The 26541-nt window shown below is 67.3% G+C and carries 20 protein-coding genes and 1 pseudogene; 12 read left to right on the top strand and 9 right to left on the bottom strand.

Annotated elements, in window-relative coordinates:
- Positions 1–162: 162 nt before the first annotated feature.
- Positions 163–1926: an EAL domain-containing protein gene (locus tag KQ305_RS03580; RefSeq protein WP_259724066.1), complete on the top strand. Its 1764-nt coding sequence runs from the start codon at positions 163–165 to the stop codon at positions 1924–1926.
- On the opposite strand, the gene KQ305_RS03575 is transcribed toward KQ305_RS03580, so the two are convergent.
- A complete protein-coding gene (locus KQ305_RS03575; protein WP_259724065.1) occupies positions 1898–3820 on the bottom strand; it encodes a fumarate reductase/succinate dehydrogenase flavoprotein subunit in 1923 nt (640 codons plus the stop codon). The two genes, KQ305_RS03580 and KQ305_RS03575, sit on opposite strands and share 29 nt — an antisense overlap.
- Complete coding sequence (locus KQ305_RS03570) at positions 3817–4464, bottom strand: succinate dehydrogenase (protein WP_259724064.1); 648 nt, start codon at positions 4462–4464, stop codon at positions 3817–3819. The genes KQ305_RS03575 and KQ305_RS03570 overlap by 4 nt, the downstream gene beginning before the upstream one ends.
- A 111-nt stretch (positions 4465–4575) precedes the next feature.
- On the opposite strand from KQ305_RS03570, the gene KQ305_RS03565 reads away from it, so the two are divergent.
- From KQ305_RS03565 to KQ305_RS03535, 7 genes are all read left to right on the top strand, one after another.
- Entirely contained in the window at positions 4576–5568 is a 993-nt protein-coding gene (locus tag KQ305_RS03565) for a glycosyltransferase family 2 protein (protein ID WP_259724063.1), read from the top strand.
- A gap of 78 nt (positions 5569–5646) precedes the next feature.
- Positions 5647–6921 (top strand): glycosyltransferase family 4 protein, encoded by a 1275-nt coding sequence (locus tag KQ305_RS03560; protein WP_259724062.1) that lies wholly within the window; start codon positions 5647–5649, stop codon positions 6919–6921.
- A 50-nt stretch (positions 6922–6971) separates the two neighbouring features.
- Positions 6972–8219, top strand: a complete 1248-nt coding sequence (locus KQ305_RS03555) for an MFS transporter (protein WP_259724061.1) — start codon at positions 6972–6974, stop codon at positions 8217–8219.
- Positions 8220–8274: 55 nt separating this feature from the next.
- Entirely contained in the window at positions 8275–10416 is a 2142-nt protein-coding gene (gene ppk1 / locus KQ305_RS03550; RefSeq protein WP_259724060.1) for a polyphosphate kinase 1, read from the top strand.
- Between the two features lie 117 nt (positions 10417–10533).
- The gene (locus tag KQ305_RS03545) at positions 10534–11541 is read left to right on the top strand and encodes a sigma-70 family RNA polymerase sigma factor (RefSeq protein ID WP_259724059.1); all 1008 of its coding nucleotides are present in this window, start codon (positions 10534–10536) and stop codon (positions 11539–11541) included.
- 20 nt (positions 11542–11561) lie between these two features.
- Positions 11562–12239, top strand: a complete 678-nt coding sequence (locus tag KQ305_RS03540) for a diacylglycerol/polyprenol kinase family protein (RefSeq protein WP_259724058.1) — start codon at positions 11562–11564, stop codon at positions 12237–12239.
- Positions 12239–13702 carry a mechanosensitive ion channel family protein gene (locus tag KQ305_RS03535; protein ID WP_259724057.1) on the top strand — a complete coding sequence of 488 codons (1464 nt, stop codon included), beginning with the start codon at positions 12239–12241 and terminating at the stop codon, positions 13700–13702. Before KQ305_RS03540 ends, KQ305_RS03535 begins: the two co-directional genes overlap by 1 nt.
- 40 nt (positions 13703–13742) lie before the next feature.
- Here the strand turns inward: KQ305_RS03535 and KQ305_RS03530 are convergent, their stop codons facing one another.
- Positions 13743–14096 carry a hypothetical protein gene (locus tag KQ305_RS03530; protein ID WP_259724056.1) on the bottom strand — a complete coding sequence of 118 codons (354 nt, stop codon included), beginning with the start codon at positions 14094–14096 and terminating at the stop codon, positions 13743–13745.
- A gap of 125 nt (positions 14097–14221) precedes the next feature.
- On the bottom strand, positions 14222–15295 hold the full coding sequence (locus KQ305_RS03525) for a 3-deoxy-7-phosphoheptulonate synthase (protein ID WP_259724055.1): 1074 nt from the start codon (positions 15293–15295) through the stop codon (positions 14222–14224).
- Positions 15296–15488: 193 nt separating this feature from the next.
- On the opposite strand from KQ305_RS03525, the gene acnB reads away from it, so the two are divergent.
- Positions 15489–18110 carry a bifunctional aconitate hydratase 2/2-methylisocitrate dehydratase gene (gene acnB, locus KQ305_RS03520; RefSeq protein WP_259724054.1) on the top strand — a complete coding sequence of 874 codons (2622 nt, stop codon included), beginning with the start codon at positions 15489–15491 and terminating at the stop codon, positions 18108–18110.
- 1350 nt (positions 18111–19460) lie between these two features.
- Here the strand turns inward: acnB and KQ305_RS03515 are convergent.
- The 3 genes from KQ305_RS03515 to KQ305_RS03510 form a co-directional block, all read right to left on the bottom strand.
- Positions 19461–19646 carry a hypothetical protein gene (locus tag KQ305_RS03515; RefSeq protein WP_259724053.1) on the bottom strand — a complete coding sequence of 62 codons (186 nt, stop codon included), beginning with the start codon at positions 19644–19646 and terminating at the stop codon, positions 19461–19463.
- Positions 19647–19694: 48 nt separating this feature from the next.
- The gene (locus tag KQ305_RS15410; RefSeq protein ID WP_399230493.1) at positions 19695–19805 is read right to left on the bottom strand and encodes a nucleotidyltransferase domain-containing protein; all 111 of its coding nucleotides are present in this window, start codon (positions 19803–19805) and stop codon (positions 19695–19697) included.
- Between the two features lie 78 nt (positions 19806–19883).
- Positions 19884–20975 (bottom strand): calcium/sodium antiporter, encoded by a 1092-nt coding sequence (locus tag KQ305_RS03510; RefSeq protein WP_259724052.1) that lies wholly within the window; start codon positions 20973–20975, stop codon positions 19884–19886.
- Between the two features lie 147 nt (positions 20976–21122).
- On the opposite strand from KQ305_RS03510, the gene KQ305_RS03505 reads away from it, so the two are divergent.
- Complete coding sequence (locus KQ305_RS03505) at positions 21123–22736, top strand: radical SAM protein (RefSeq protein WP_259724051.1); 1614 nt, start codon at positions 21123–21125, stop codon at positions 22734–22736.
- Here KQ305_RS03505 and KQ305_RS03500 read toward each other — a convergent pair.
- Entirely contained in the window at positions 22663–23910 is a 1248-nt protein-coding gene (locus tag KQ305_RS03500) for an O-antigen ligase (protein ID WP_259724082.1), read from the bottom strand. The genes KQ305_RS03505 and KQ305_RS03500 overlap by 74 nt on opposite strands.
- 82 nt (positions 23911–23992) lie before the next feature.
- Entirely contained in the window at positions 23993–24847 is an 855-nt protein-coding gene (purU, locus tag KQ305_RS03495; RefSeq protein ID WP_259724050.1) for a formyltetrahydrofolate deformylase, read from the bottom strand.
- Here purU and psbQ point away from each other — a divergent pair.
- Both psbQ and KQ305_RS03485 read left to right on the top strand, forming a co-directional pair.
- Positions 24750–25427: pseudogene (gene psbQ / locus KQ305_RS03490) on the top strand (photosystem II protein PsbQ); the annotation flags it as partial. The gene purU and the pseudogene psbQ overlap by 98 nt on opposite strands.
- Positions 25428–25593: 166 nt before the next feature.
- Positions 25594–26541, top strand: a 948-nt coding sequence (locus KQ305_RS03485) for an FAD-binding oxidoreductase (protein WP_259724049.1), incomplete at its 3' end; no start/stop codon positions are given.

Below are 26541 nucleotides of genomic sequence, written 5' to 3'. Positions count from 1 at the left end.
CACCAGGGCCATGGATTGATTCTGCCGCTCGGCCTCCGGAGATGTTGTTGTTCCGCATCATCCCGGCAGCACAGTGTGCGGCCTCGAGCCGCAGGGTGCAATACTCAGTAAATTTTCAGTATTGGACCGAGACCCCATGCCCGACCGGGTCCCCGCTCCAGCGTGAACGACCAACACCAGCTGGTGGCTGACTTGCGGCGCTCGATGGGTCGACTGGAGGCGGCTCTGGGCACCATCAGTGATGGCCTGGTGATCACCAGCTGCGAAGGGAGTGTGCTCTGGTGCAACGCCAGCTACGCGCAGCTGGTGGAGCGGCCGCCACCGGCTCTGGTGGGCGAATCCATCTACGACCAGCTTCCCCTCGACTGCGATGGTGCTTCCCTGCTGAACCCAGAGCAGGTGCTTGCCGGCGACGACCAGGGAGGACGCTGCACCAAGGTGCTGCATCGCAACGAGCTGCGCGCCATCGAGATCGACTGGAAACCCATTCGCACCGAGCGGCTGCGGCCCTTGATCTTCTGCTTCCGGGACGTCAGCGCCCTGCTCTCCTATGAACAGCTGAGGGTGGAGGCCGATCGGATCGAGCGGCGGCGTCAGCAGACCGACAATCTGAACCGGGCCCTAGAGCTGGAACGCCTCGCCCTGGCCACCAAGGTGATGGAATGCCCGGTCACCGGGCTGCCCAACCGCCGCGGCCTCCACGTCAGCATCCGTGCCGCCCTCAAGACCCAGCGGCAGAATGGCGGCCGGATCAGCATCCTGTTCTGCGATCTCAACTCCTTCAAGGAGATTAACGACCTTCACGGTCATCAGGTGGGCGACGATCTGCTGGTCGAGATCGGCCGCCGCCTGCAGCGGTCCTTGCGTTTCGGAGACATCCTGTCGCGCCTCGGCGGCGACGAATTCGTGGTGCTCACGATGGGCATTTTCGATGAGAGTGATGCCCTCCAGCTGGCGATGCGCCTGAATGCGGCTGTCGGCCAGACCTGGTCGATGGAAGACCGTACGATCCGCCCATCGATGAGCATCGGAATCACCATCTCGGACGATCCAGAGATCTCCGTCAATGAGCTGATTAGACGCGCAGATCTTGCCATGTATGAAGCCAAGACGAATGGCGATCAACACATCTCCTTCTACCATTCATCCATTGACAAGAAAGTCAGGAAGAATATCCACCTGCGTCATCAATTAGAGGGTGCACTTCAGGACGAGACCATGTTTCTGGCCTATCAGCCGATCGTGGAGCTGGGCGATCAGATCGTGGTGGGAATGGAGGCGTTGCTACGCCTCGGGGCGATCGCCGCGCCGATCGCCACGCCATCGGAATTCATTCCCCTTGCCGAACGCACGGCCCTGATCCTGCCGATTGGCCGCTGGGTGATCAGCAAAGCCCTGCAGCGCCTCTGCGAGCTCCGAGCCGAAGGTTCGGACGTCACCATGGCGATCAATGTGAGTCCCCTGCAGCTGAAGGAAAGCGGCCTCAGCGACTTCTTCCTCAGCCAGGCGGAACGCTCCGGTGTGGATCCCTCCTGGACCGTGATCGAGGTGACCGAAAGCATCCTGATCGAACATCCCGACCTGGCCACATCCGAGCTGCGCCGACTACGGAAAGCCGGCGTCAAGGTGCATCTCGATGATTTCGGCACGGGCTATTCCAGCATGTCCTGGCTGGCAAGGCTGCCGATCGACACGATCAAGGTGGACCGCAGCTTCATTTCTGATTTTCTCCACGATCACCGCAAGGCGGTGGTGCTTGAAGCCATGATTCGCCTCTCCCGCGACCTGGGCCTGGGCCTGATTGCCGAAGGCATCGAGACTGTCGAGCAGCATGCAGGCCTGCTCGACATGGGCTGCGTCCAGGGACAGGGCTATCTCTTCGGCCGACCCGAGCCCCTCAGCCGTAGCTGCGCTGTACCGGCGTAATGGATCGGAAGATCAGCGGCTCGCTGTGGCGCACCGGTGTGCTGCCGGGCCGATGCTGCCAGGCCGCGATGTGGGCGAAGCGCTCGTCATCCCGCAGGGCTTGCCCGGCCGGGGTCTGATGGTCCTCGCGGAAATGGGCGCCGCAGGATTCCTGCCGCGCCAAGGCATCCCGCAGCATCAGATCCGCCAGTCCGAAGAAGTCCTCCAGCCGCAGTGCCTTCGCCAGTTCACCGTCGAGGACGCCCTCGTCGCCCGGAAGGCAGACCTCCTTCAGGAAGACAAGCCGCAGGGCCTCCAGCTCAGCGAGCGCCGCCGTGAGACGGTCCGGCCGCCGGCTGATGCCGCAGGCGTCGATCATCAGGTGGCCGAGTCTGCGGTGGAAGACGTCCACGGGCTGGGAGCCCCCTGAGCGGCGCAGGGCCTCCATCCGTGACTCCACCGCCGCCAGGGCCTCGCAACAGGCCGGGTGGTCGGCCGGCAGGGCGCCGGTGGCCCGCCCCGCCAGCCAGCCCGTCACCGTCGCCGGGGCGATGAAATAGCCATCGGCCAGCGCCTGCATCAGGGCACTGGCCCCCAGCCGGTTGGCGCCATGCTCCGAGAAGTTGGCCTCCCCAAGCACGAACAGCCCCGGCACCGTGCTCATCAGGTGGTAGTCCACCCAGAGCCCGCCCATCGTGTAGTGGGGCGCGGGGTAGATCCGCATCGGCGTGGTGCGGGGGTCGTCGCCGGTGATTCGCTCATACATCTCGAGCAAGTTGCCGTAGCGGGCCTCGATCGCTTCGGTTCCGTCCCGGGCGATGGCCTCGGCCAGGTCGAGATAGACGGAACGCCCCCCGGGCCCGACGCCCCTGCCCTCGAGACACAGCTCCCGAGCCCGCCGTGAGGCCAGATCCCGCGGCACCAGATTGCCGTAGCTGGGGTACTGCCGCTCGAGAAAATAATCCCGCTCCGCGTCCGGGATCGCCGCCGGCGGCCGGTCGTCGCCGGGGCGCAGCGGCAGCCAGATCCGGCCGTCGTTGCGCAGGCTCTCACTCATCAGGGTGAGCTTGCTCTGGTGGACATCACCGCTGGGGATGCAGGTGGGGTGGATCTGGGTGAAGCAGGGGTTGGCGAAACAGGCACCACGTCGATGGGCCTGCCAGATCGCGGTGACGTTCGACTTCAGGGCATTGGTGGAGAGGTAGAAGACGTTCGAATAGCCGCCGGTGGCCAGCAGCACCGCATCGGCACTGAGCACCTCCAGCGCACCGCTGATCTGGTGGCGGCAGACCACCCCGCGGGCCACGCCCCCATGGACGATCAGGTCGAGCATGTCCCGGCGGCAGAGCAACTGCACCCGGCCGGCGGCGACCTGCCGCAACATCGCCTGGTAGGCGCCATAAAGCAGTTGCTGACCCGTCTGGCCCCGGGCATAGAAGGTGCGGCTCACCAGGGCACCGCCGAAGCTGCGGTTGGCCAAGGTGCCGCCGTACTCCCGCGCGAAGGGCACTCCCTGGGCCACGCACTGGTCGATGATCGAGCCGCTGATCTCGGCCAGCCTGTGGCAGCCGGCTTCCCTGGCGCGAAAATCGCCCCCCCTCACCGTGTCGCGGAAGAGGCGCTCAACGCTGTCGCCGTCGTTGGCGTAGTTGCGGGCGGCGTTGATGCCCCCCTGGGCCGCCACCGAGTGGGCGCGGCGGGGGCTGTCGTGGTACGTGAGCACCTGCACCCGATAGCCCTGCTCGGCCAGGCTGGCGGCGGCAGCGGCCCCGGACAGACCACTGCCCACCACCAGGATCCGCAGCCGCTGCTTGCGGTTGGGGCTGATCAGCGGCAGGCTTTCTCGGCAACGCTGCCAGGCGGTGGCGACGGGGCCCTCGGGAAGGCGGGGATCCAGGTACGGGGTGGTGCTCATCCGCCTGCCACCCGTGCAACAGCGGGACTCAGCACCAGGGCGATGGGGAGGAGCGCGAAGCCCGCCCCTAGGACCAGGGCCAGCCCCCTCCCGCCCAGCCGCAGGACCGCCGCATTGGCGGGCTCCAGCAACCCCAGCCGGCGCCCGGCACTCTCGACGCCATGCAGCAGGTGCAGACCCGCCGCGGCCCCGGCGACCGCATAGAGGGCCAGGCACCAGGGCTCCTGCAACACGGCCAGGACCGCGGCCAGTTCAGCGCCAGCAGACGGCCGGTGCCAGCGCAGTTGCAGCACGTGGACGGCAAGGAACAGCAGCAACAGCGATCCACTCCAGGGGATCAGCCGGGCCGCCAGGGCTGCCAGTGGCTCCCATGGCCCCTGGCGACGGCTGCGCAGGGGTCCGGCGGCCGGCCCCCTGGCCTGGAGGTTGGCGCGGGCCCGCTGCAGCGACAGCAGGGGATGGCCCAGACCGGCCGCCAGCAGGGCGAACTCCAGCCAGGGGAGCCAGGACTGGTGGTGCAGGGACGTGGCATACACCTCGAAGGCCGTCGGATCCACCAGCGCCATCCCCACGCCCCCCAGATGGACGGTCAGGAACAGCACGAGGGCCAGGCCGGTGGCGGCGATCCAGAATCCGACGATCATTCAGCTGAGGTTCAACTCCCCTGGAGGCAAGGTGGCAGGAGACAGCGGGGAGGTCGAGGGGATCGGCTGGCTCAGGCGAATCGCCGGGCGGTCAGGCGATGGGACGATCCAGTGAAGCGGTCAGATCAGGCCCCGCTCGTCAGCGTCATCGTACCCAATTACAACCATGGAGCCTTCCTGGCCGAGCGGTTGCAATCGATTCTCAGCCAGTCGTTTCAGGATTTCGAGCTGATCGTTCTCGATGACGCCTCCGGGGACGATTCCCCCACAGTGATCCGGCAGCAGTTGAGCCAGCACCCCCACCGGCTGGTCTGCAATGCGCTCAACTCAGGCCAGCCCTGCTCGCAGTGGCTGAGCGGCATGGAAATGGCCACGGGCCGCTACATCTGGATCGCGGAATCGGATGACACCTGCTCACCGGTCTTTCTGGAACGGATGGTGAGCCGTCTGGAGGGGGGGAGCGTGCTGTCCTACTGCCGCACCACCTCGATTGATGCGACGGGCGATCCGATCACCCCCCAGAGCTTCTGGCCGGATCAGGTCGACCCCGATCGCTGGCAGCACTCCTTCACGATCGCGGCCGTGGACTTCTGCCGCACCTACATGGCTCGCGGCAACGTCATCGCCAATGCCAGTGGCGTGGTGTTCCGCCAACCCGATCGGGCGCTGCTCCGGGCCCTAAGACTGCGGACGGCCGGCCGACGCTGCACCGGCGACTGGCTGTTTTGGACCGACTATCTGATGCGGATGGGTGGCACCGTGTCCTTCGATAACGAGGCCCACTCCGGCTTCCGTTGCCACGACCGGAGCACCCGCAGCACCGTCAGCCGCAGCCAGGAGAAGCTCCGCTTCGCTGAGTACTCCTCCACCATCACCTCGGTGCTGCAGATGACCCGGCCGAGGCCAGGCGGGCACTGGCATGACGTGGCCACCAGTGGTGGCTGGGACTGGATCCTCTACGAGTATCTCTGGCGTTACCAGCCCTCGCTGGCCGAAAAGCTGCTGATCCGGATCCTGCGCGGCCCCCTGCGCCTGGGCCTGTACTTGCGATTGCTGCAGTCACCGCTGCTGCGCCGCCGTTACCTGCGCTGGCCCACAACCTGAACTGAAAACGCAATCTCAGGAGGCCGGGCCGACCCGATCGTCAGGGGTATCGTTGGGCCCGGCAGTTCCGGGTGGTCGTTGCGAGTCGCCTTTGCCCATTACAGCCAGGACAATGACATCAGCGGTGTCACAACCTGGGTGCTGGGCCTGGCCGGAAGACTGGCCGCGGATGGTGTCAGCGTCGCCATCCATTTCCTGATCCTGCCAGGGGAACGGAGCGGTGAACCGACGCTGTTCGCGTCGTTGCGCCGTCAGGGCATTGAGGTGTTCTCAGCTCCGCGCCGGGCCAGCCTGGAGGAGGACACCCGGGAGACCCTGGCCTTTCTCAACCACTGGCAACCCACGGTGTTCCTGCCCCAGTGCCCAGCGCCGCACTTTGCGGCGGCGGCCCAGGCGGGCTGCCGGGGCCTGCCCTGGGCGCTCACCCTTCATTCTGATGATCCTGACTACTGGGCGGCGGTGAAGGCCTTCGGGGACTCCCGCCACGGCAGTTCACTGATCTGCGTATCCCGCCATATCCGTGACGAACTCGCCCGCAGGCAGGTCGACCGGCCGAGCAGCGTCATTCCCTATGGCGTGGCCATGCCCGTGATGGCGACAGGATTCCGGAATGATCCCTTCCATGTGGTCTTCAGCGGCCGGATCTGGGAGCACCAGAAACGCGCCTCGCTCGTGATTCAGACATTGATCAGGGCCTGCCGGTCCAAGGACGCCCTCCGCGCCACCCTGATCGGCGATGGCTATGCCCGGGCCGCCTGTGAACGGCAAGTGGCGGAGGCCGGCCTCTGCGGGGCGATCACCTTCACAGGGCCCTTGTCGCCCACCCAGGTGCAGGCCCGGCTACTCGATTCTCAGGCGATTCTGCTGATGTCCGACTTCGAGGGGCTGCCCATCGCCCTGCTGGAGGCGATGGCGGCCGGGGTGGTGCCGGTGGTGCGTCGCATCCCCAGCGGCATCCCCGAGCTCGTGGATCACGAGCGCACCGGCCTGCTGGTGTCGGAGGATCCCGAAGAGGCAGCCGAGGCCCTGCTGCGGCTGGCCGACGATCCCGACCTCTGGCAGCGCTGTTCAACGGCCGCGAGGGATCTCGTCGCTCAGCACTACAGCGCGGACGGCAGTTATCGGCAGTGGCGCCAGCTGCTGGAGGGCCTGGATCGGCAGTTCAACAACGCCCCTTCCAAGCCCTATCCAATCGACAGCCGCCGGATCGACAGCCTGCGCCGGATCGCTCCTTCCTTTCAACAGGCCTACAAGCAACCGAAGGCTCAGACCGCGACACTTCGGCAGGCCCTGCGGACCACCATCGCCAGGGTCAAGCATCGGATCAAGACCGTCCTGGGCCGGCCAGCCTGATCCGCCACCCCCTGGCATGGGAGGGTGCCAGGGATCCCCGGCTCGCCGCCGTGCGCCTTTCGCGCCCCTCCACCCTGTTCTGCGCCTTCCTGACGCTGCTCAACGACCGGCTCGGGGAGAGCATCGTGTTCCCACTGCTGCCGTTCCTGCTGGCGGGGTTCACGGCGGACGGCCGCACCCTCGGCCTGCTGGCCGGCAGCTACGCCATCGCCCAGTTCGCCTTCACCCCCCTGATCGGCGCCCTCAGTGACCGCTACGGCCGCCGGCCCGTGATCACCGCCTGCGTGGCCGGTTCGGTGCTGGGCCTGGGCCTGTTCGCCCTCACCGTGATCCTGCCCTGGGGCCGCCTCTGGCCAGAGGCCGCCGCCAGTGGTCTACCCCTGGCGCTTCTCTTCGCCGCCCGCCTGATCGACGGGGTGAGCGGCGGCACCGCGGCCACGGCGGCGGCCGTGCTGGCCGACATCTCGACCCCGGAGCGGCGGGCCCGGGCCTTCGGCCTGATCGGCGTGGCCTTCGGGCTGGGGTTCATCCTCGGCCCGGCCCTCGGCGGCCTGCTGGGCCGCATCAACGTGGGCCTGCCGCTGTTGCTCGCCGTGGGCTTCGCCGTGCTGAACCTGGTGGTCGTGGTGACCCTGCTGCCGGAAACCCATCCGCCCGAGGCCCGTCTGCCCCTGCCCAGGCACTGGGAGCTGCAGCCCTTCGGCCAGTTGCAGCGGGTGTTCGCCAATCCACGGGTCCGCCGCCTCTGCGCCGCCTTCTTCCTCTTCTTTCTCGGGTTCAGCGGTTTCACCGCCCTGCTGGTGCTCTATTTCAAGCAGGTGTTTGGCTGGGGGCCGGGACTGTCGGCCGGCGCCTTCCTGGTGGTGGGCGTGGTGGCGACGGTGGTGCAGGGCGGACTGATCGGTCCGCTGGTGCAACGCCTGGGGGAGTGGCGCCTCACCCAGATCGGCCTGGGCTGCGTCATGGCGGGGTTTCTGCTGGTGCCCCTGGCGGAACGGCAGAACGCGGTTCCCGTGGTGTTCACAGCGGTGGCGATCCTGGCCCTGGGCACGGGTCTGGTGACCCCCAGCCTGCGCAGCCTGGTGTCACGGCGCCTCGCCGACAGCGGCCAGGGCGCCGCCCTGGGCAGCCTGCAGGGGTTGCAGAGCCTGGCCAGTTTCCTCGGACCGCCCCTGGCGGGGCTGGCCTACGAGACCATCGGCCGCCGCAGTCCGTTCTGGCTGGGAATCCTGCTGATGGCCGTCGTGGTGTGGCTTGTGGCGGCAGGATCCCAGCGTCAAGCAGAGGCGACACCCTGACGGCGGGATCGCCATTGCTACGTTGCCATTCCTTGTGTCCGCGGAGCCCCGCCGTATGTCGTCGCAGCCGGTCGTCGCTCCCGATCTCTACATCAACCGCGAGCAGAGTTGGATCGATTTCAACCATCGGGTGCTCTCCCTGGCTCTCGACGAGCACACGCCCCTGCTGGAGCAAGCCAAATTCAGCGCCATCTTCAGCAACAACCTCGATGAGTTCTTCATGGTGCGGGTGGCTTCGCTGAAGTCCCAAGTGGAGGCAGGGGTCACCAGCCGCAGCGACGACGGCCTGACGCCCCAGGAACAGCTGGATGCGATCCACACCAAACTGCGTCCCCTGCTGGAAATGCAGCAGCAGCACTACCGCCATTCCCTCAAGACCCACCTGTCCGAATACGGCGTCCAGCTGCTCGATTACCTGAGGTTGAACGAGGCCCAGAAAACCTGGGCCGACGACTACTTCCGCAAGGCGATCTTTCCGGTGCTCACGCCCCTGGCCGTGGACCCGGCCCACCCGTTCCCATTCCTGAGCAACCTGAGCCTCAACGTTGCGGCCCTGATTCGCGACCCAGACACCGGCCGGCAGCAGTTCGCCCGGGTGAAGGTGCCCCAGAAGATCCTGCCCAGATTCGTGCCGATCCCCACCGAGCTGAGCGGCATGGTGCCCACCCCTGGCTTCACGGCGGTTCCCCTGGAGCAGCTGGTGGCCTTCAACCTGAGCTGGCTGTTCCCCGGCATGACCATCGAGGGGCACTACTTCTTCCGGATCACCCGCGACGCTGACCTGGAACTGCGGGACCTGGAGGCCGACGACCTGATGGAGGCCCTGCAGGAGGGCCTGCGCAAGCGCCGTGTCGGCGGTGAGGTGGTGCGGGTGGAGGTGGCCGACGAGATGCCCGAGGAGGTGGTGCACCTGCTGATGGAGGGCACCGACGTGGAGCCGAAGGACATTTATCGCACCAACGGTCCCCTCGGCCTCGACGATCTGATGAGCCTGATGGCGATCCCCCTCAGCCAGCTGCGGGACGCGCCCCACAAAGGGCGCACCGTCCCGTCCCTGGTGCGGGCCCAGCGCAGCCAGCTGGAGGATGGTTCGATCAAGCAGGAGGAATTCGAAAGCATCTTCTCGGTGCTGCGCCGCGGCGATGTGCTGCTGCACCATCCCTTCGACCTCTTCTCCACCTCGGTGGAGGAGTTCCTCAGGCAGGCCGCCGACGATGCTTCGGTGCTGGCGATCAAGATGACTCTCTACCGCACGTCGAAGGACTCACCGGTGGTGGCCTCCCTGATCCGGGCCGCCGAGAACGGCAAGCAGGTGATGGCCCTAGTGGAGCTCAAGGCCCGCTTCGACGAGGACAACAACATCCAGTGGGCCCGTCAGCTGGAGCGCTCCGGTGTGCACGTGGTGTATGGGGTGCTGGGGCTCAAGACCCACACCAAGGTGCTGCTGGTGGTGCGGCGCGAGAAGGGAGCCCTGCGCAGCTACGCGCACATCGGCACCGGCAACTACAACTCCAAGACCTCGTCGCTTTACACCGACGTCGGCTTGCTCACGGCCCGGGAGGATTTCGGCCAGGACCTCGTGGAGCTGTTCAACTACCTCACGGGCTTCTCCAAGCAGCAGAGTTTCCGCAAGTTGCTGGTGGCGCCCGTCACCCTGCGCAAGGGCATGGAAGGGCTGATCCGCCGGGAGATCGACCATGCCCGGGAAGGTCGCGGAGGCCATATCAGGGCCAAGATGAATGCCCTGGTCGACCCGGCCATCATCGCGCTGCTCTATGAAGCCTCAGCGGCCGGCGTGCGGATCGAACTGATCATCCGCGGCATGTGCTGCCTGCGGCCGGGAGTCGAAGGGGTCAGCGAAGGCATCAGCGTCGTGAGCGTGATCGGTCGCTTCCTGGAGCATTCACGGCTCTTCTGGTTCGGCAACGGCGGCCAGCAGGAGATGTTCTTCGGCAGCGCCGACTGGATGCCCCGCAACCTGGACCGGCGCGTCGAGGCGGTGGCACCGATCGAGGATCCGCGCCTTCAGAAACAGATCGAGGCTTTGCTTGACCTCTACCTCACCGATACAGGCGCCTGGCACATGCACAGCGATGGACACTTTTCGCAGCGTCAGCACGCCGGTGAGGCAAAACTGACGCAAATGCTGCTCATGGAGCGCTGGCGCGGCGGCTTCACGCCCGAGGCCAAAGCGTAGCCACCACGACATAAGCAACATTTTTTAGACAAGCTACTGACAACCTTCCAGAGAAGGCTGGTTTCATCCATCCTGAGGTGCTACATTCCGGCCAAATTCATTCGGGAGCCTGGGGTGATGGGGACACCTCTGCATTCCGCCCTCTCACTGCTGAAAAGCAGTGCAGACGCGGCTTCGCCCAGCAGGGCGAAATCCAGTGGCGGTTCAGTCAGTTCCAAGACAACAGCCCGCCAAGGGGGACGGCTCAGCGCTGATTCCATTGGTTGGTATCTCAGCACCATTGGCCGTGTGCCGCTTCTCACACCGGCCGAAGAAATTGAGCTGGCCCACCACGTTCAGGCCGGCAAAAAATTGCAGGCCCTCGTCGATGGGGAGCTGACGTCGCGTCAGAAGCGGCAGCTGCGCATGGGCCAACGGGCCCGCGACCGCATGATGGCCGCCAACCTCAGGCTGGTGGTGAGCGTGGCCAAGAAGTACCAGAATCAGGGCCTGGAACTGCTCGACTTGGTCCAGGAAGGGGCGATCGGTCTGGAGCGGGCCGTCGACAAGTTTGACCCCGCCATGGGCTACAAATTCTCCACCTACGCCTACTGGTGGATCCGCCAGGGCATGACCAGGGCCATCGATAACAGCGCCCGCACGATTCGACTGCCGATTCACATCAGCGAGAAGCTCTCGAAGATGCGGCGCATCACCCGCGAACTCTCCCATCGGCTGGGGCGCCAGCCCAACAGGCTCGAACTGGCCCACGCCATGGGCATGCGGCCGGAGGAGCTCGAGGAACTGATGACCCAGAGCGCCCCCTGCGCCTCCCTTGATGCCCATGCCCGGGGCGAGGAAGATCGCAGCACCCTGGGGGAACTGATCGCTGACCCGGCCAGTAACGAGCACTTCGATTCGATGGATCGCCTTCTTCAGAAGGAACACCTCGGTGCCTGGCTCTCCCAGCTCAACGAGCGCGAGCAGAAGATCCTGCGGCTTCGCTTCGGGCTGGAGGGCTCAGAACCCCTTACGCTCGCTGAGATCGGCCGTCAGATCAACGTCTCCCGTGAACGGGTGCGGCAGCTGGAAGCCAAGGCCATCATGAAGCTGCGCTTGATGAGCAATCTCCACCAGGCCGCCTGATCCCACCTTCCCTGCTGGCGTTGGTCCTTCCTCCACAACAGGGCGGGGTTACCCAGCTCACCGGTGCGCTGGTGGTGGCCTCCTGGCTGGCCCTGCTCAGCGGCGCGGCTCTGCTGCTGCGCCGCCGCTGGCCCGAGCAACGGGAATGGAGCCGCAAGCTGGTGCACATCGGTGCCGGGCCGGTGGTGCTGATCGCCTGGGCCTTTGGGGTCGAGAGGCTGATCGCCGTACCCGCCGCCGGCACCATCACCCTGCTGGCGGCCCTCAATCACCGGGTCCGGGTGCTGCCAGCGATCGAGGATGTGGAGCGGCGAAGTTACGGCACGATCGCCTACGGCGCCTCAATCACCCTGCTGCTCTGGCTCTGGTGGCCCGCCCATCCCGCCACGGTGGCGGCCGGCGTTCTGGTGATGGCCTTCGGTGACGGCCTGGCCGGTCTGCTGGGGCCACTGATCCCCTCGCCCTCCTGGACCGTGTTCGGGGAACGGCGCTCCCTGGTGGGCACTGCTGCCATGGCGCTCGCCAGCCTCACCGTTCTGCTGGCCCTGGGGCAGCTGGGCAGCGGCCCCGCGCCTGGAGCGGCGGGGATCGCCCTGATCGCCCTGGTGGCGACGGGTCTGGAGCAATGGGCCCTGCTGGGCATCGACAACTTCAGCGTGCCTGTGGCAGTGGCCGGGCTGTGGCGGGTGCTGAGCTGATGGGACCGATCGAGCGGATTCTGATCGGCGTGGCCCTGGTGGCGGCCCTGCTGGGCCTGCGGCTGGCCACCCGCCGTTTTCGCTTGCCACCGCCGCCGCTGCTGCTGCCAGTGGTGGCGGTGGTGTTCTGGTCCGTGCTCGGCAACATGAGTCGACCGGCCGGGGTGCAGTGGCTCGGCGCTGTGGATGAACTGGCCACCGCCTATGCCCTGATTGCCCTGCTGGCCTGGCTGGCCCTGGAGTGCCCGGAGGCCCTGGGCTGGTGGCGGCCTGTCGCCAAGATCCTGCGCGACCTGCTCAGCCTGGGTCTGTCGGCCCTGGCCACCGTGCTGGTGCTGCAGCGCCTGGCCAACCTCAACCTGGTAGGCCTGGTGACCACGTCAGCCGTACTCACCGCCGTCATCGGCCTGGCGGCCCAGGAATCGCTCAAAGATCTGTTCGCCGGCATCGAACTGCAGCTGGATCCGCCCTTCCGGGAGGGGGACTGGATCAGCGTCGGCGTGGAGAGCGGCACGGTGGAGTCGCTGCATCTGATGAGCACCCGCCTGCGCCGCACCGACGGCTCCACCGTGAACCTGCCCAACAACACGGTGGCGGACAACCCGATGCAGCGAATCAACCAGTACGACCCGGTGGGGAATCGCTTCCAGATCTCCCTGGGCTATGAGATCCCGCCGGCCCGGGCCCGCCAGTTGCTGCTGCGGGTGATGGCCGACAACCCGCTGGTGCTTCAGGAGCCGCCGCCGGAGGTCTGGATCAGTGCTTACGACGACTCCCTGGTCCGCTACGAACTGCTGGCCTCCCAGCAGGGCGCCTCGGAAGGGGCACGACTGCGTCTGCGCAGTGAACTGCTGGAGCAGATCTGGTACGCCCTGGAGCGGCAGGGCTGGGAGCTGCCCTATCCGGTGCGGGAGCTCAAGCGCCGCCAGACCCGCCGGGATCCGGCCCATCCCACCGGTGTGGATGCCTCCCTGACGGCGGAACTGCTGCGGCGCAGCTGGCTGTTCGCCCAGCTGGATCCCGACCAGGTGAGTCGGCTGGCCCCGGAGGTGCGCTGCCTGCGCTTCGGCTCCGGCGAAACGATCGTGGGAGAAGGGGAGGAGGGTGACGCCCTGTTCCAGGTGGTGGATGGCCAGGTGGAGGTGTTCAAGGCCGATGGTTCCCCCCTGGGGCGGTCTGTAGCGGTGCTGGGCCGTGATCAGATCTTCGGGGAGATGACGGTCTGCACGGGGGAACCCCGCACGGCCACGGTGCGTTCGCGGGGGGAATGTGTGTTGCTGGAGGTGGAGCGGGACGACTTCCTGCCCCTGGTGGAGGACGACGCCGGCGTGCTGGATGCCCTGGCGGCGATCGTGGGCCAACGGCGCTCGGAGCTGGAGAAGCTCTCCTCGCCGGATGCGGCCCGGCGACAGACCTCGATCCTGGAGCGCATGCGGCAGCTGTTCGGTATCGAGGTCGCTTGAGGAAGCACTGACCCCGGGCAGACCAGGAGGCGGGGAGAGCTCAAGCCTTCAGGAGCTGCTCGCAGCGGAACTCCCAGTCGCGCTGGGTACCGATCCCCGCCACCAGCATCCGCCCGGCCGGCTCCTCCCGCAGCCGCAGCTGCCACTGGCGGATCACATCGGCCCGCTCCATCCAGACGTCGAGCACCAGCCGCTGGATGGCCTCGCCGTCCCAGCTGCGGCCCCGGGCGGTGTCGAGGGCCCAACCGAGCAGATCATCCAATTGGAAGGGGCGGAAGCCGCCGTAGATCGGGCCGGGCGTGGGGCTGCCGGAGGGTGAAGAAGCGGATTTCTGCTCGAGATAAAACAACTGCAAGGGATCCGACAACCCGCAGAACTGCAGGAGATAGGACATCAGCGGACCTCCATGATCTTGCTGACCCAAACGTACCCATGGCGGAGCAGTTAACTGTTCACAAAGAACAGTCTGTTGCAGAGAATGGAATCAGCACTCGCGTCATCAGAGTGCTGATTGGGTTCTCAGGCCAGGGCGAGGCTTCGAGCCTGGGCCTGCTTCACCGCTTCGGCGAGTTCGACCAGCAGATCCAGGGTGGTGTCCAAATCGATGCAGGCATCGGTGATGCTCTGGCCGTAGGTGAGCGAGGCAAGATCGGCGGAAATCTTCTGATTTCCTTCCACCAGATGGCTTTCCACCATCACCCCCATCACGTGGACGGACCCCTGGCGCACCTGATCGGCCAACTGGCGCAGCACCTCCCCCTGGCGGCGGTAGTCCTTGTTGGAATTGCCATGGCTGCAATCCACCATCAGCCGTGCCGGCAGACCATCGCGGGCCAGCAGGGCCGCCGCGGCCTCGACCGCCTCGGCGTGGTAGTTGGTGCCGCTCTTGCCCCCCCGCAGCACGAGGTGGCCATCCGGGTTGCCAGTGGTGGAGACGATGGCGGCCTGGCCCTCCTTGTTGATGCCCAGGAAATGGTGCGGCCGGGCGGCCGCCTCCATGGCATTGATGGCTGTGGCGGCGCTGCCGTCGGTGCCGTTCTTGAAGCCGATCGGCATCGACAGGCCCGAGGCCATCTCCCGGTGGGTCTGGCTTTCGGTGGTGCGGGCGCCGATGGCGGTCCAGCTGATCAGGTCAGCGAGATACTGGGGCACCACCGGATCGAGCACCTCGGTGGCCGCCGGCAGGCCCATCTCCGCCAGGTGCAGCAGCAGGGAGCGGGCGCGGCGCAGGCCGGTGTTGATGTCGTAGCTGCCATCGAGGTGGGGATCGTTGATCATTCCCTTCCAGCCCACGGTGGTGCGGGGCTTCTCGAAGTAGACCCGCATCACGATCTCCAGTTCGCCCCGGTGCCGGCGCTGGGCCTGGGCGATGGCGCCGGCGTACTCGCGGGCGGCAGCCACGTCATGGACCGAACAGGGGCCGACGATCACCAGCACCCGCTGGTCGCCGGCGTGCAGGATGGCCTTGATGCGCTCACGCGCCTGCTGCACGGTGCGGGCGGCCTGCTCGGACAGGGGCAACTCCGCATGCAGCACAGCCGGCGGCACCAGCGGCCGGGTTTCCACCACGTGGAGATCGGAGGTGGGGATCATGCGCGGCGGCCGGCGGAGATTGGTCAGGGACTCCAGCCTACGAACTGACGTTCCAGACACCCTTCGCCACCCTGGCGCCATCGGTCGCAGCGACGACTTCTGCAGCCGTCGTCACCAGTGGGTGGACCCACGGCGAAGAACAATGGACGTCACGTCCATGCCATCCGGGGGTACGACCCGGACCCACGCCCCCATGTCCCTCTCGCCTGCCGACCTGCTCCCCACCTACCGCGAGGCCGCCGCGGCCCGCGAAGCCCTCGGCGTGCCGCCCCTGCCGCTCACGGCACCCGAGGCCCAGGCCCTCACCCAGCTGCTGGAGCACCCTCCTGCCGGCGAGGAGGCCTTCCTGCTGCACCTGCTGAGCGAACGCATCCCGCCGGGGGTGGATGAGGCCGCCTACGTGAAGGCTGGCTGGCTCAGCGCCGTGGCCCAGGGCACCACAACCAGCCCCCTGGTGAGCGCCCTGGAGGCCACCCGGCTTCTGGCCACGATGATCGGCGGCTACAACGTCGGCGCCCTGATCGCGCTGCTGGGCAACGCCGATGCCGCCATCGCCTCCGAAGCGGCCACGGGACTGAGCCGCACGCTGCTGGTGTACGACGCCTTCCACGACGTGCTGGAGCTGGCCGAAACCAACCCCCTGGCCCGCCAGGTGGTCGACAGCTGGGCGGCGGCCGAATGGTTCCACGCCCGGCCGCCCCTGCCGGAGGCGATCACCGTCTCGGTGTTCAAAGTGACCGGAGAAACCAACACCGACGACCTCTCCCCGGCCACCCACGCCACCACCCGCCCCGACATCCCCCTGCACGCGATGGCGATGATGGAGACGCGGATGCCGGAGGGGCTGGCCCTGATCGCCGAGCTGAAGGGCAAGGGCCACCCGCTGGCCTACGTGGGCGATGTGGTGGGTACCGGCAGCTCGCGTAAATCCGCCATCAACTCGGTGCTCTGGCACATCGGCACCGACATCCCCCACGTGCCCAACAAGCGCAGCGGCGGGGTGGTGCTGGGCAGCAAGATCGCGCCGATCTTCTTCAACACCGCCGAGGATTCCGGCGCCCTGCCGATCGAGTGCGACGTGAGCGCCCTCAGCAGCGGCGACGTGATCACGATCCGGCCCCACGCCGGCACGATCGAGCGGGCCGCCGGCGAGCCGGGGGCCGGGGAGGTCCTGGCCCGCTTCGAGCTCAAGCCCAGCACCATCGCCGACGAGGTGCGGGCCGGTGGCCGCATCCCCCTGCTGATCGGCCGCTCGCTCACCGACAAGGTGAGGCTGCAGCTGGGCCTGCCCCCCTCCGAGGCCTTCATCCGGCCGGTGGCCCCCGTTGACACGGGCAAGGGCTTCACCCTGGCCCAGAAGATGGTGGGCAAGGCCTGCGGCCTGGCGGGCGTGCGCCCCGGCACGAGCTGCGAACCGCTGATGACCAGCGTCGGCAGCCAGGACACCACCGGGCCGATGACCCGCGACGAGATGAAGGAGCTGGCCTGCCTGGGCTTCTCCGCCGATCTGGTGATGCAGAGCTTCTGCCACACCGCCGCCTACCCCAAGCCGGTCGACCTCAGGACCCACGCCGAGCTGCCGGACTTCATCAGCTCCAGGGGCGGCGTCGCCCTGCGCCCCGGCGACGGCATCATCCACAGCTGGCTCAACCGCATGCTCCTGCCGGACACGGTGGGCACCGGCGGTGACAGCCACACCCGTTTCCCGCTCGGCATCTCGTTCCCGGCCGGCTCCGGCCTGGTGGCCTTCGCGGCCGCCATCGGTGCCATGCCCCTCGACATGCCCGAGTCGGTGCTGGTGCGCTTCTCCGGCTCCCTGCAGCCCGGCGTCACCCTGCGGGACGTGGTCAACGCCATTCCCTACGTGGCCATTCAGCAGGGCCTCCTCACGGTGGAGAAGGCCGGCAAGAAGAACATCTTCAGCGGCCGCATCATGGAGATCGAAGGGCTCCCCGATCTGAAGCTGGAGCAGGCGTTTGAGTTGACGGACGCGACCGCCGAGCGCTCCTGCGCCGGCAGCACGATCAAGCTGAGCGTCGAGACGGTGAGCGAATACCTGCGCAGCAACGTGGCGCTGCTGAAGAACATGATCGCCCGGGGCTACAGCGATGCTCGCACCATGGCGCGGCGGATCAAGGCGATGGAGGCCTGGCTGGCGGATCCGGTGCTGATGGAGGCCGATGCCGACGCCGAGTACGCCGCCGTGATCGACATCAACCTGGACGAGCTGAGCGAACCGATCCTGGCCTGCCCCAACGACCCGGACAACGTCAAGCTGCTGAGCGAGGTGGCCGGCGACCGGATCGACGAGGTGTTCATCGGCTCCTGCATGACCAACATCGGCCACTACCGCGCCGCCGCCACGGTGATGGATGGGGCCGGCACCAGCGCCGCCCGGCTGTGGGTCTGCCCCCCCACCCGCATGGACGACGAGGTGCTGCGGGCCGAGGGCTACACCGCCAAGTTCGAGACCGCCGGCGCCCGCATGGAGCTGCCGGGCTGCTCGCTGTGCATGGGCAACCAGGCCCGGGTGGAGGACAACACCACCGTGTTCTCCACCAGCACCCGCAACTTCAACAACCGCCTCGGCAACGGCGCCCAGGTGTACCTGGGCAGCGCCGAACTGGCGGCGGTGTGCGCCCTGCTGGGGCGCATCCCCAGCCCGGCCGAGTACCTGGAGATCGCGGCGGCCAAGATCGACCCCCTCTCCGACCAGCTCTACCGCTACCTCAACTTCGACCAGATCGATGGCTTCAGCGATGCCGGCCGGGTGGTGAGCGTGGAGGAGGAGGAGAAGGTGCTGGCGGAGGTGTGAGGGGGTGCCGCTAACGCTCCAGCCCAGAAGCGGGCAGAAGCGATGTAATCCATTGACTTAGGTGGAATCACATCTCTTGAATCTGGATATTGGACTGTAACTTCCAGAATCTTGAAGGAGCTTCATAGCCAATTCAGAGATATTGAACTTCCGCCCGATTTCCATGCCCCCCGATCGGCAAGGAAGAGAAAGCCCGAGCAACTACGATGATCGTTTCATCAATCAGCTGAACTTATCCCGTGATTCTTGAAAACTCTTGCCACTCCCTTCTCTTCATGCTTGGAAGCCCGCTTTTGGCGCACCAAGACAAAATCAGCTGCAATGGCACCACAAAAATATACCATGAGGGAGATGGCACGAGGCGATGAATAAGCGCAATTGGAATTAACAGGATGAAGACTGGCATGAAGTGCATCGCATTAGATATCCGCCGATTTACAGGAGAGAAGCCGCAAACAATTGGTGAGATGAGAAACGCGAAGGGAAGATAGGCCAGTTGGAGAAGATGCGCAGGGTTCTTCCAAGCAATGGCAAACACGATTGGGAGAAAAACGCAAGTTATCCCAAAGAGCCTCAACACAGTGTCACAGCTCATATCTCTTGCGGACTGCTTCATCTTCAATGCCTGGGGATCCCTGAGTTTATAGACCGGCTGAGTGAAGTCCTCAGCAATCTGATTCGGTTTAGCTGGACTCATGCTGACATACCAAGGTGAACGTGGAAGCTTGGTCTAGCGAGATACCAAGTCTTATCGCTGGGTTACTGACTGGTTCTGTTGTCAGTCCAACGTTTGAGCTAGCTGACCCCAGCACCGTGGAGCGCTAGACAGCAAGCACTGAATGGGTCGCAGGCCTAACGCTTACTGTCCAGTGTGCCACGCCGCTGGGACTCAGCTTGAGCGGGGGGTTAGGCCTGACTGAGAAACGGCCTACGGGCTTGCTTAAGTACATCGTGCTCTGTTTCTAGGCCAGGGTAGGTAAAAATTCCCCTAAGTCCCAGCACCCATTAACCGGTGCATTTGGCAGCGAGCACGCAGAGATTTTCCAATGACTCTCTGTCGGCATGCGCTTTTGGCAGATATCCAGAGGGATCGACCCACATCCGCCGCGCCTGTGAATTCTGAATGAACCTTTAGTTGCCTGCTCCTATTGGTGCTGTAAAGATGGAATGTCGATATACTGGGTAGCTGGAGAGACTCTTCGAAGTCGCCTGCGAAGTTAAATAGCAAACTAGCAATGTCATCAACTCGGCTCAAGTCGGGCCGACCTTTATGACGGCCATTTCACCCAACTTTGTCACAAGAATCGAAACATAGTCGAGGCGTTGGGTGCTTTGTGTGAAGACTAACGCTCAATTGACGGAACCGATTAAGTCCGCCATTTTACCGCCAGCGTTCCAGCTCGGCCTCCAGTAATACCAGCAGCTCCAGGCGAGCGTCGACAGAGGAAGCGGACCTTCCTTGTCGGTGGCCTCATCGCCGAACACCTGCCAGCGCGAGCCGCTCAACCGTTCGGCGTCGGCGGAAGTGGCCGCCACCAGGTCCACCCCGGCGCCGAGCAGCCGGAGGGCCTGGCGAAAGCGGCGCTAGCAGGTGACCTTCTTTGCGGGGCTGAGCTGGGCGCGGCCCACGATCACCGCCAGATCAAGGTAGGAATCAGGGCGTGCCTCGCCCCGCGCCAGCGAGCCGAACGCCAGTACCCCCTCACCTCACCCAGCTCCAGCAAGATCGGCAGATCCCGACGCACCCTCACCGGTCCACGCCAGCCCCCGCTCCTACTCGCCGCCCTGGACAGCCAGAAGCTTGCGCTGCTGCTTCCAGCGCAGCACCTGCCAGACCAGGAACACCAGCAGCAGGGGCAGCACAGCCACCAGCACCACGAACCTGAAGGTGTTGTCGACGATCTCACCGCCGGCGGTGGCGGCCAGGACCTGCTCCACCAGATAGAGCCCGTAAAGACCCAGCAGCAACCAGCCCTCGAGGCGGGAGATCGTTCCGTTGCTCCAGAAGATCGGCAAGCAGGCCAGGGTGGTGGCCACCATGATCGGCAGATCGCGGCTGATCATCACCGGATCCACCGCCAGTCCCTTGCCGCCGGACACCACGGCACAGAGGCCCAGGATCACCACCTGGTTGAGCAGGTTGCTGCCCACCACGTTGCCGATGGCCAGGTCGGCCTTGCCCCGGTAGGCGGCCACCACCGAGGTGACCAGCTCGGGCATGGAGGTGCCGGCCGCCACGATCGTCAGGCCGATCACCGTCTGGCTCACCCCCAGGGCCACGGCGGCCGTGGTGGCCCCCTTCACCAGCAGCTGGGAGCCGAGCACCAGCAGGGCCAGGCCGGCGGCCAGCTTCAGGCCGGCCACCAGCGGGGTTGCCCGTTCCTCTTCGTTGTCCTCGTCGTCCTCGGAATCTTCCGACGCGGTGCGGATCTCCCAGACGAGATTGGCCACCATCGCGAACAGCAGCGCCACCCCCGCCTGCCAGGTGAGCCGGCCCCCGGAGGCCATGCCCCACACGGCCATCGAGATACCCAGCAGCAGCGGCACGTCCCGCCGCACCAGCCGGCTCCTGACGCGCAGGGGAACGATGGCCGCGCTAGCGCCCAGCACCACCAGGATGTTGAAGATATTGCTGCCGACGATGTTGCTGACTGCCAGGTCGGCGTCCCCCTGGATGGTGGACAGCACACTCACGAACAGTTCCGGCGTGCTGGTGCCCAGCGAAACGACGGTCAGACCGATCACCAGCTGGGGAATGCCCAGCAGCAGGGACAGGGCAACCGAACCGGCCACGAACAACTCCCCACCGCCGAACAGCACCAGGATGCCGAGGATGATTTCGACGGAACTCGGCAGCGTGAGCATGACGGCTGTCGTAAAGCGCCCGAGTTTAGGGAGACACCACCGCGTCGCCTGAAGTGACACGCTGGAACTCCACTCCCTGCCGCCCCTCTGAATCAGGAAACCCTGCTGTTCGAACCCGCCCGGCCGGACGCCGATGCCCTGCGCACCGTGCTGGCCTTCCCGAGCAGCTATTCGGTGGGGATCACCAGCCTGGGGTATCAGGTGGTGTGGGCCAGCCTGGCGCGCCGCAGCGACCTGGACGTGCGGCGGCTGTTCACGGATCAGGGGGACCCGCCGCATCGCCATTGCGACCTGTTCGGCCTGTCGCTCAGCTGGGAGCTGGACGGACCGGTGCTGCTCGACCTGCTCGAGCGGCAGGGCATCCCCCTGTGGAGCCACCAGCGGGGGGAGCACGACCCGATCGTGTTCGGCGGCGGGCCGGTGCTCACCGCCAATCCCGAACCCCTGGCCCCCTTCTTCGACGTGGTGCTGCTCGGTGACGGCGAACAGTTGCTGCCCGCCTTCATCGACGCGCTCCAGGCCGGCCGCCCCCTGCCCCGCCCCGAACGCCTGCGGCAGCTGGCCCGGGTTCCCGGGGTCTACGTGCCGGCGCTCTACGCCCCCCGCTACGACGCCGACGGCGCCCTGCTGGCGGTGGAGCCCATCGCCGCCGAGGTGCCGGCCACCATCGCCAAGCAGACCTGGCGGGGCAACACCCTGAGCCATTCCACGGTGATCACACCCGAGGCGGCCTGGCCGTCGATCCACATGGTGGAGGTGGCCCGCAGCTGCCCGGAGCTGTGCCGCTTCTGCCTGGCCAGCTACCTGACCCTGCCCTTCCGCACCGCCTCCCTCGACGACGGTCTGATCCCGGCGGTGGAAACGGGGCTGGCGGTGACGCAGCGGCTCGGCCTTCTGGGGGCCTCGGTGACCCAGCACCCCCAGTTCGACGACCTGCTCAGCTGGCTGGATCAGGACCGTTTCGAGGGCACCCGGGTCAGCGTCAGCTCGGTTCGGGCGGCCACCGTGACCCCCCAGCTGGGGCGGATCCTGGCCCGGCGGGGGAGCAAGTCCCTCACGATCGCCATCGAAAGCGGCAGCGAACGCATGCGCCGGGTGGTGAACAAGAAACTGAGCGGCGAGGAGATCTTCGCGGCGGCCCGCTACGCCAAGGAGGGTGGCCTCAGCGGCCTGAAGCTGTATGGCATGGCCGGGCTGCCCAGTGAGGAGGACGCCGACATCGAAGCCACCGCCGACCTGCTGCTGGACCTGAAGAAAGCCACCCCGGGCCTGCGGCTCAGCCTGGGGGTGAGCACCTTCGTGCCCAAGGCCCACACCCCCTTCCAGTGGCAGGGGGTGCGCCCGGAGGCGGAGAAGCGTCTGCAACGGCTGGCGCGGCGCCTGCAGCCCAAGGGCATCGAGCTGCGGCCGGAGAGCTACGGCTGGAGCGTCATCCAGGCCCTGCTCTCCCGCAGCGACCGCCGCCTGGCGCCGGTGATCGCCGCGGCGCGGGGCCAGCACGACAGCCAGGGCGGCTGGAAGACGGCCTACCGGGCGGCCCGGGCCGGCGAGGTGACCGCACCGGCCGATCTGCCGTTCCCCCTGCCGCTGCCACCCCCCTGGGAGGAGGTGGTCCACGCCACCTGGGCTGAGGAGAGGGTGCTGCCCTGGGCCCATCTGGAGGGGCCCCTGCCCCCGGCCACCCTGCTCAGGCACCGGCAGGAGGCGCTGGCTGGCGATAGCAGCGCAGACCCGCCAGCAGCACCCAGCCCGCCACATTGACGCGGCTGTCGTAGAGCGGAATGTCAGTGGCGTGCAGGGCCACCAGCACCAGGGTCGCCGCCCACCAGGCCCGATCGAACAAGCTGCCGCCGGCCATGCCCAGCCAGCCGGCCCGGCCCAGCAGCCAGAGCACCAGCCCCACCACGAGCACGGCGACCGGCACCCCGTGGCTCAAGGCCAGATCGATCGGCAGGTTGTGGGGATGGCCGTGCCAGAAGCCGGTGCGCATCGGGTAAATGATGCTGAAGGCGGCCGCCCCCCAACCCAGCCAGGGCCGTTCGGCGATCAGTCCCAGCGCCACCTGCCACTGGGCCAGGCGGGTGATCGCCAGCGGCCGCTGGCCGCCGGAGTCAAGGTCGATCAGCCGGCCCCAGATCGCCTCGGGCACCAGCTGGCGGGCTAGCTCCTGCGGGGCCTCCGGCACCCAGGGCAGGGTGGCCAGGCCGATCACCGCCAGTACCACCAGCAGCACCGGCAGCAGCCATACCCAGCTGAGCGGCCCCGCCACCAGGGGCACCGCCAGCAGCAGGGCGCCCCAGGCATTGCGGGAATCGGTGAGGAACACGGCCGCCACCAGGGCAGCGGCGATCACCAGCACCACCCCCCGGCGCCGCCAGCCCTGGCGGGCTTCCAGCAGGGCCGCCAGGGTGAAGGGCCAGGCCAGCACCATCCAGGCCCCGGCAATATTGGCGTAGTCGAACAGGCCAGCCAGCCGCTGCGGCGGATTGCCGCCGGCCTTGATGTGCCAGATGATCAGGCCCCCCAGCCACTGGAACGGTCCGCTCCAGCCCCACCAGAGCTGGCCCAGCCCCGTGAGGATCACCGGCACCGTCCCGGCCACCAGGGCCAGGGCCACCCGGCGGCGGGCGGCGGGGGTGCCGAGATACACCTGGAAGCCCCAGAAGCCCCAGAAGAAGGGCAGCCAGTTGCCCATCCCCAGCCAGGCCAGCCCATTGCTGGCGGCCCGGAAGCAGCCCAGCACCATCAGCACCGCCGCCACCAGAAGCACACCATTGACCCGGTCGGCCAGGACGGGGCGCCGGCCGCGGCTGCCCAGGATCAGGGCCAGCAGCAGGGCCAGGCCACCCAGAAAGGCACTGCTGGCCAGCAGGAACAGCCCCAGCTGGAAACAGCGCCAGCCCAGGGGGGTGGCGGCGTCCGGCTTGGGCGCCATCAGGCGCTCGTCGAGGGCGGAAAAAAAGATCACCGGGGCGGCGGCGGCAACGGGGGACCGGCGGCGGGTCCCGGGGCAAGGCTCAATCAAACACAGCGGTTCGGCCGCGATAGACCATCACCTGTCGCCGCAGAAACAGGCGCACCGCCCGGGCCAGGGCCAGCCGTTCGGTGTCACGGCCCTTGCGGATCAGGTCCTCCACCTCGTCCCGGTGACCCACGTGCATGGTGGCCTGCTCGATGATCGGCCCCCCATCCAGCTCCTCGGTGACGAAGTGGGCCGTGGCGCCGATCAGCTTGACGCCGCGCTCCCAGGCGCGGTGGTAAGGCTGGGCCCCTTGGAAGGCGGGCAGGAAGGAGTGGTGGATGTTGATCACCTGGGCGAACCGGGCCAGGAACGTGGGGCTCAGCACCTGCATGTACTTGGCCAGCACCACCAGCTCGATCCCCTCCTCCTCCAGCAGATCCAGCTGGGCCTGCTCCACCTCCGCACGGGTGGCCGCCGTGATCGGCAGGTGCACGAAACGGGCCCCGAAATCAGCCGCCAGCGCCGCCAGATCCGGGTGGTTGGACACCACCAGGGGCACCAGCATCGGCAGTTCCCCGGAGCGGGTGCGCCATAGCAGATCCACCAGGCAGTGGTCCTGGCGGCTGGCGAAGATCGCCACCCGGGGCAGGGCATCGGAGAAGTGCACCTGGCCCTCGCCGCCGAGGCGCCCCGCCAGGGCGGCCACCGCCGGAACGATCGCCTCTCGGGGCAGGCCGAAGCCCTCCAGGGCCCATTCGATCCGGCTCAGGAACAGCCCCGCCCCCGCATCGGTGTGGTGATCGGCGTGCACGATGTTGCCGCCGTTGGCGGCCACCCAGCCCGAAAGTTCGCTCACCAAGCCTGGTCGATCGGGGCAGATCAGCTGCAGGATCGCCGTGGCAGAACGCATCGATGATTCCGGAATGGAGCGGACGGGACCGTCATCGTGGCGCAGGCGGGCCGGTAAAGTCACGGCGCCAGCCACGTCACAGCACCGTCCCATGGCCGTCGCGTCGATCCCCGCGCCCATCTCCCTGATGGCTGGCCTGCGCCGCCTCGCCCTGCTCGCCGTGGCCCTGCTGCTCAGCGTGTCGCTGGTGGCCTGCTCGGGCGACCAGACCCGCAAGCCCCCGACGATCAGCCCCGCCGACATGACCCTGATCGCCCGCCAGGCCGAAGGGTTCCTGGCCTCGAAGGAACGCCTGCCCGAACTGGCTGATCTGGTCAACGACCGCAACTGGGTCTTCACCCGCAACCTGATCCACGGTCCGATGCAGGATCTGGGTCGCCAGATGCTCTACATCAACCAGCGCCTGCTCCCCGCCGACCGGGCCGAGGCCGGCAAGCGGGCCACCAAGCTGAAGTCTTCCCTGGCCAAGCTGGATGAGGCCGCCCGCCTGCAGGACGGTGAGAACCTCCGCAAGGACTACATCAAGGTGGCCACCGGCTTCAGCGCCTACGCCGAGGTGATCCCAGCCGAGGCCGTCGCCATGGCCGAAGCCTTCGCCGCCGAGGTCAAGGAGTCCAACGCCGTGCCCCCGGCCCCCTCGGCCTCTACGCCCGCTCCCCAGCCGGTCTCTGTGAGCAACGCCGACGCCTGAACCCAGGCCCCCGCAAGCACCGCCAGTAGGCAGCGCCCCTACCACGGTGATCGTGGTGGGGGCGGGCATTGTGGGCCTGGCCTGCGCCTGGTGGCTGCAGTGCCGGGGCCACCAGGTGTTGCTGCTGGATCCGGCCCTGGCCGGTGATCGCCCGAGAGATCGCGACGCTGGGGGCGAATGGCGCAGCGGCAGCCGGGCGGCCCTCGGCGTGCTGATGGCCGACAGCTTCCACCGCGAGCGGGGCCGGGCCTGGGAGCTGCGACAGCGCAGCCTGGAGCTCTGGAGCCAGTGGCGCCGTGAGCTGGCCCAGCGGGGGCATCCGATCCCCTACCGGGCCGGGGTGCTGCTGCTGGCCGCCGATGGCGCCGAGCAGGAGCGTCTGGCGGCGCTGGGGGCGCGCAAACGGGCCCTGGGTCTGCCCATGGAACTCTGGGACCGGCAGCGATTGGAGCCTCTCCAGCCCACCCTTCCCCAGCCCGCCCTGGCGGGGCTCCACTCCGGCCGCGACGGCCAGCTCGATCCCGGCTCCGCCCTGGCGGCCCTGGCAGCGGACGGCCGGGAGCGGGGGCTGGCGCTGCGTGCGGAGGCAGCCGTGGCCCTCCAGCCCGATCAGGGCGGCTGGCGGGTGGAGCTGGCAGGCGGAAGCTCGGAGCAGGCGGCCTGGGTGGTGCTGGCGGCAGGGACCTCCGCCGGCGCCCTGCTGGAGGGTGTCCCCGGCATCGGGGATGGCCGGTGGCTGCTTGAGCCGGTGCTGGGCCAGGCCCTGGAGCTTGAACTGGAGGCCCCCCTGCCCTCCGCCTGGCCCGGGACGGTGGTGTGGGGCGGCCTCAATCTGGTGCCCCGTCCCGACCTGGAGGGTGGCCGACGCCTGTGGCTGGGGGCGACCCTGGAACCCGGCGCCGCCGCCGATCCGGACCAGCTCAGCCGGCTGCGCCAGCTGGGCGGCGCGGCGCCGGAGTGGTTGCAGGGGGCGCGAGTGGTGCACCACTGGCAGGGCCTGCGG

Origin of the sequence: Synechococcus sp. CS-1332 (genome assembly GCF_025127995.1) — a bacterium.
Taxonomy (GTDB): Bacteria; Cyanobacteriota; Cyanobacteriia; order PCC-6307; family Cyanobiaceae; genus Cyanobium.
Note: the sequence above shows the minus strand (reverse complement) of the source record. Positions and strands in the feature narration are given on the sequence as shown.

Excerpts from the sequence above, each read along its gene's own strand:
- KQ305_RS03575 (WP_259724065.1), bottom strand. The coding sequence starts at position 3,820 with ATGAGCACCACCCCGTACCTGGATCCCCGCCTTCCCGAGGGCCCCGTC.
- KQ305_RS03570 (WP_259724064.1), bottom strand. The coding sequence starts at position 4,464 with ATGATCGTCGGATTCTGGATCGCCGCCACCGGCCTGGCCCTCGTGCTG.
- ppk1 (WP_259724060.1), top strand. The coding sequence starts at position 8,275 with ATGTCGTCGCAGCCGGTCGTCGCTCCCGATCTCTACATCAACCGCGAG.
- KQ305_RS03545 (WP_259724059.1), top strand. The coding sequence starts at position 10,534 with ATGGGGACACCTCTGCATTCCGCCCTCTCACTGCTGAAAAGCAGTGCA.
- KQ305_RS03535 (WP_259724057.1), top strand. The coding sequence starts at position 12,239 with ATGGGACCGATCGAGCGGATTCTGATCGGCGTGGCCCTGGTGGCGGCC.
- KQ305_RS03530 (WP_259724056.1), bottom strand. The coding sequence starts at position 14,096 with ATGTCCTATCTCCTGCAGTTCTGCGGGTTGTCGGATCCCTTGCAGTTG.
- KQ305_RS03525 (WP_259724055.1), bottom strand. The coding sequence starts at position 15,295 with ATGATCCCCACCTCCGATCTCCACGTGGTGGAAACCCGGCCGCTGGTG.
- acnB (WP_259724054.1), top strand. The coding sequence starts at position 15,489 with ATGTCCCTCTCGCCTGCCGACCTGCTCCCCACCTACCGCGAGGCCGCC.
- KQ305_RS03510 (WP_259724052.1), bottom strand. The coding sequence starts at position 20,975 with ATGCTCACGCTGCCGAGTTCCGTCGAAATCATCCTCGGCATCCTGGTG.
- KQ305_RS03500 (WP_259724082.1), bottom strand. The coding sequence starts at position 23,910 with ATGGCGCCCAAGCCGGACGCCGCCACCCCCCTGGGCTGGCGCTGTTTC.
- purU (WP_259724050.1), bottom strand. The coding sequence starts at position 24,847 with ATGCGTTCTGCCACGGCGATCCTGCAGCTGATCTGCCCCGATCGACCA.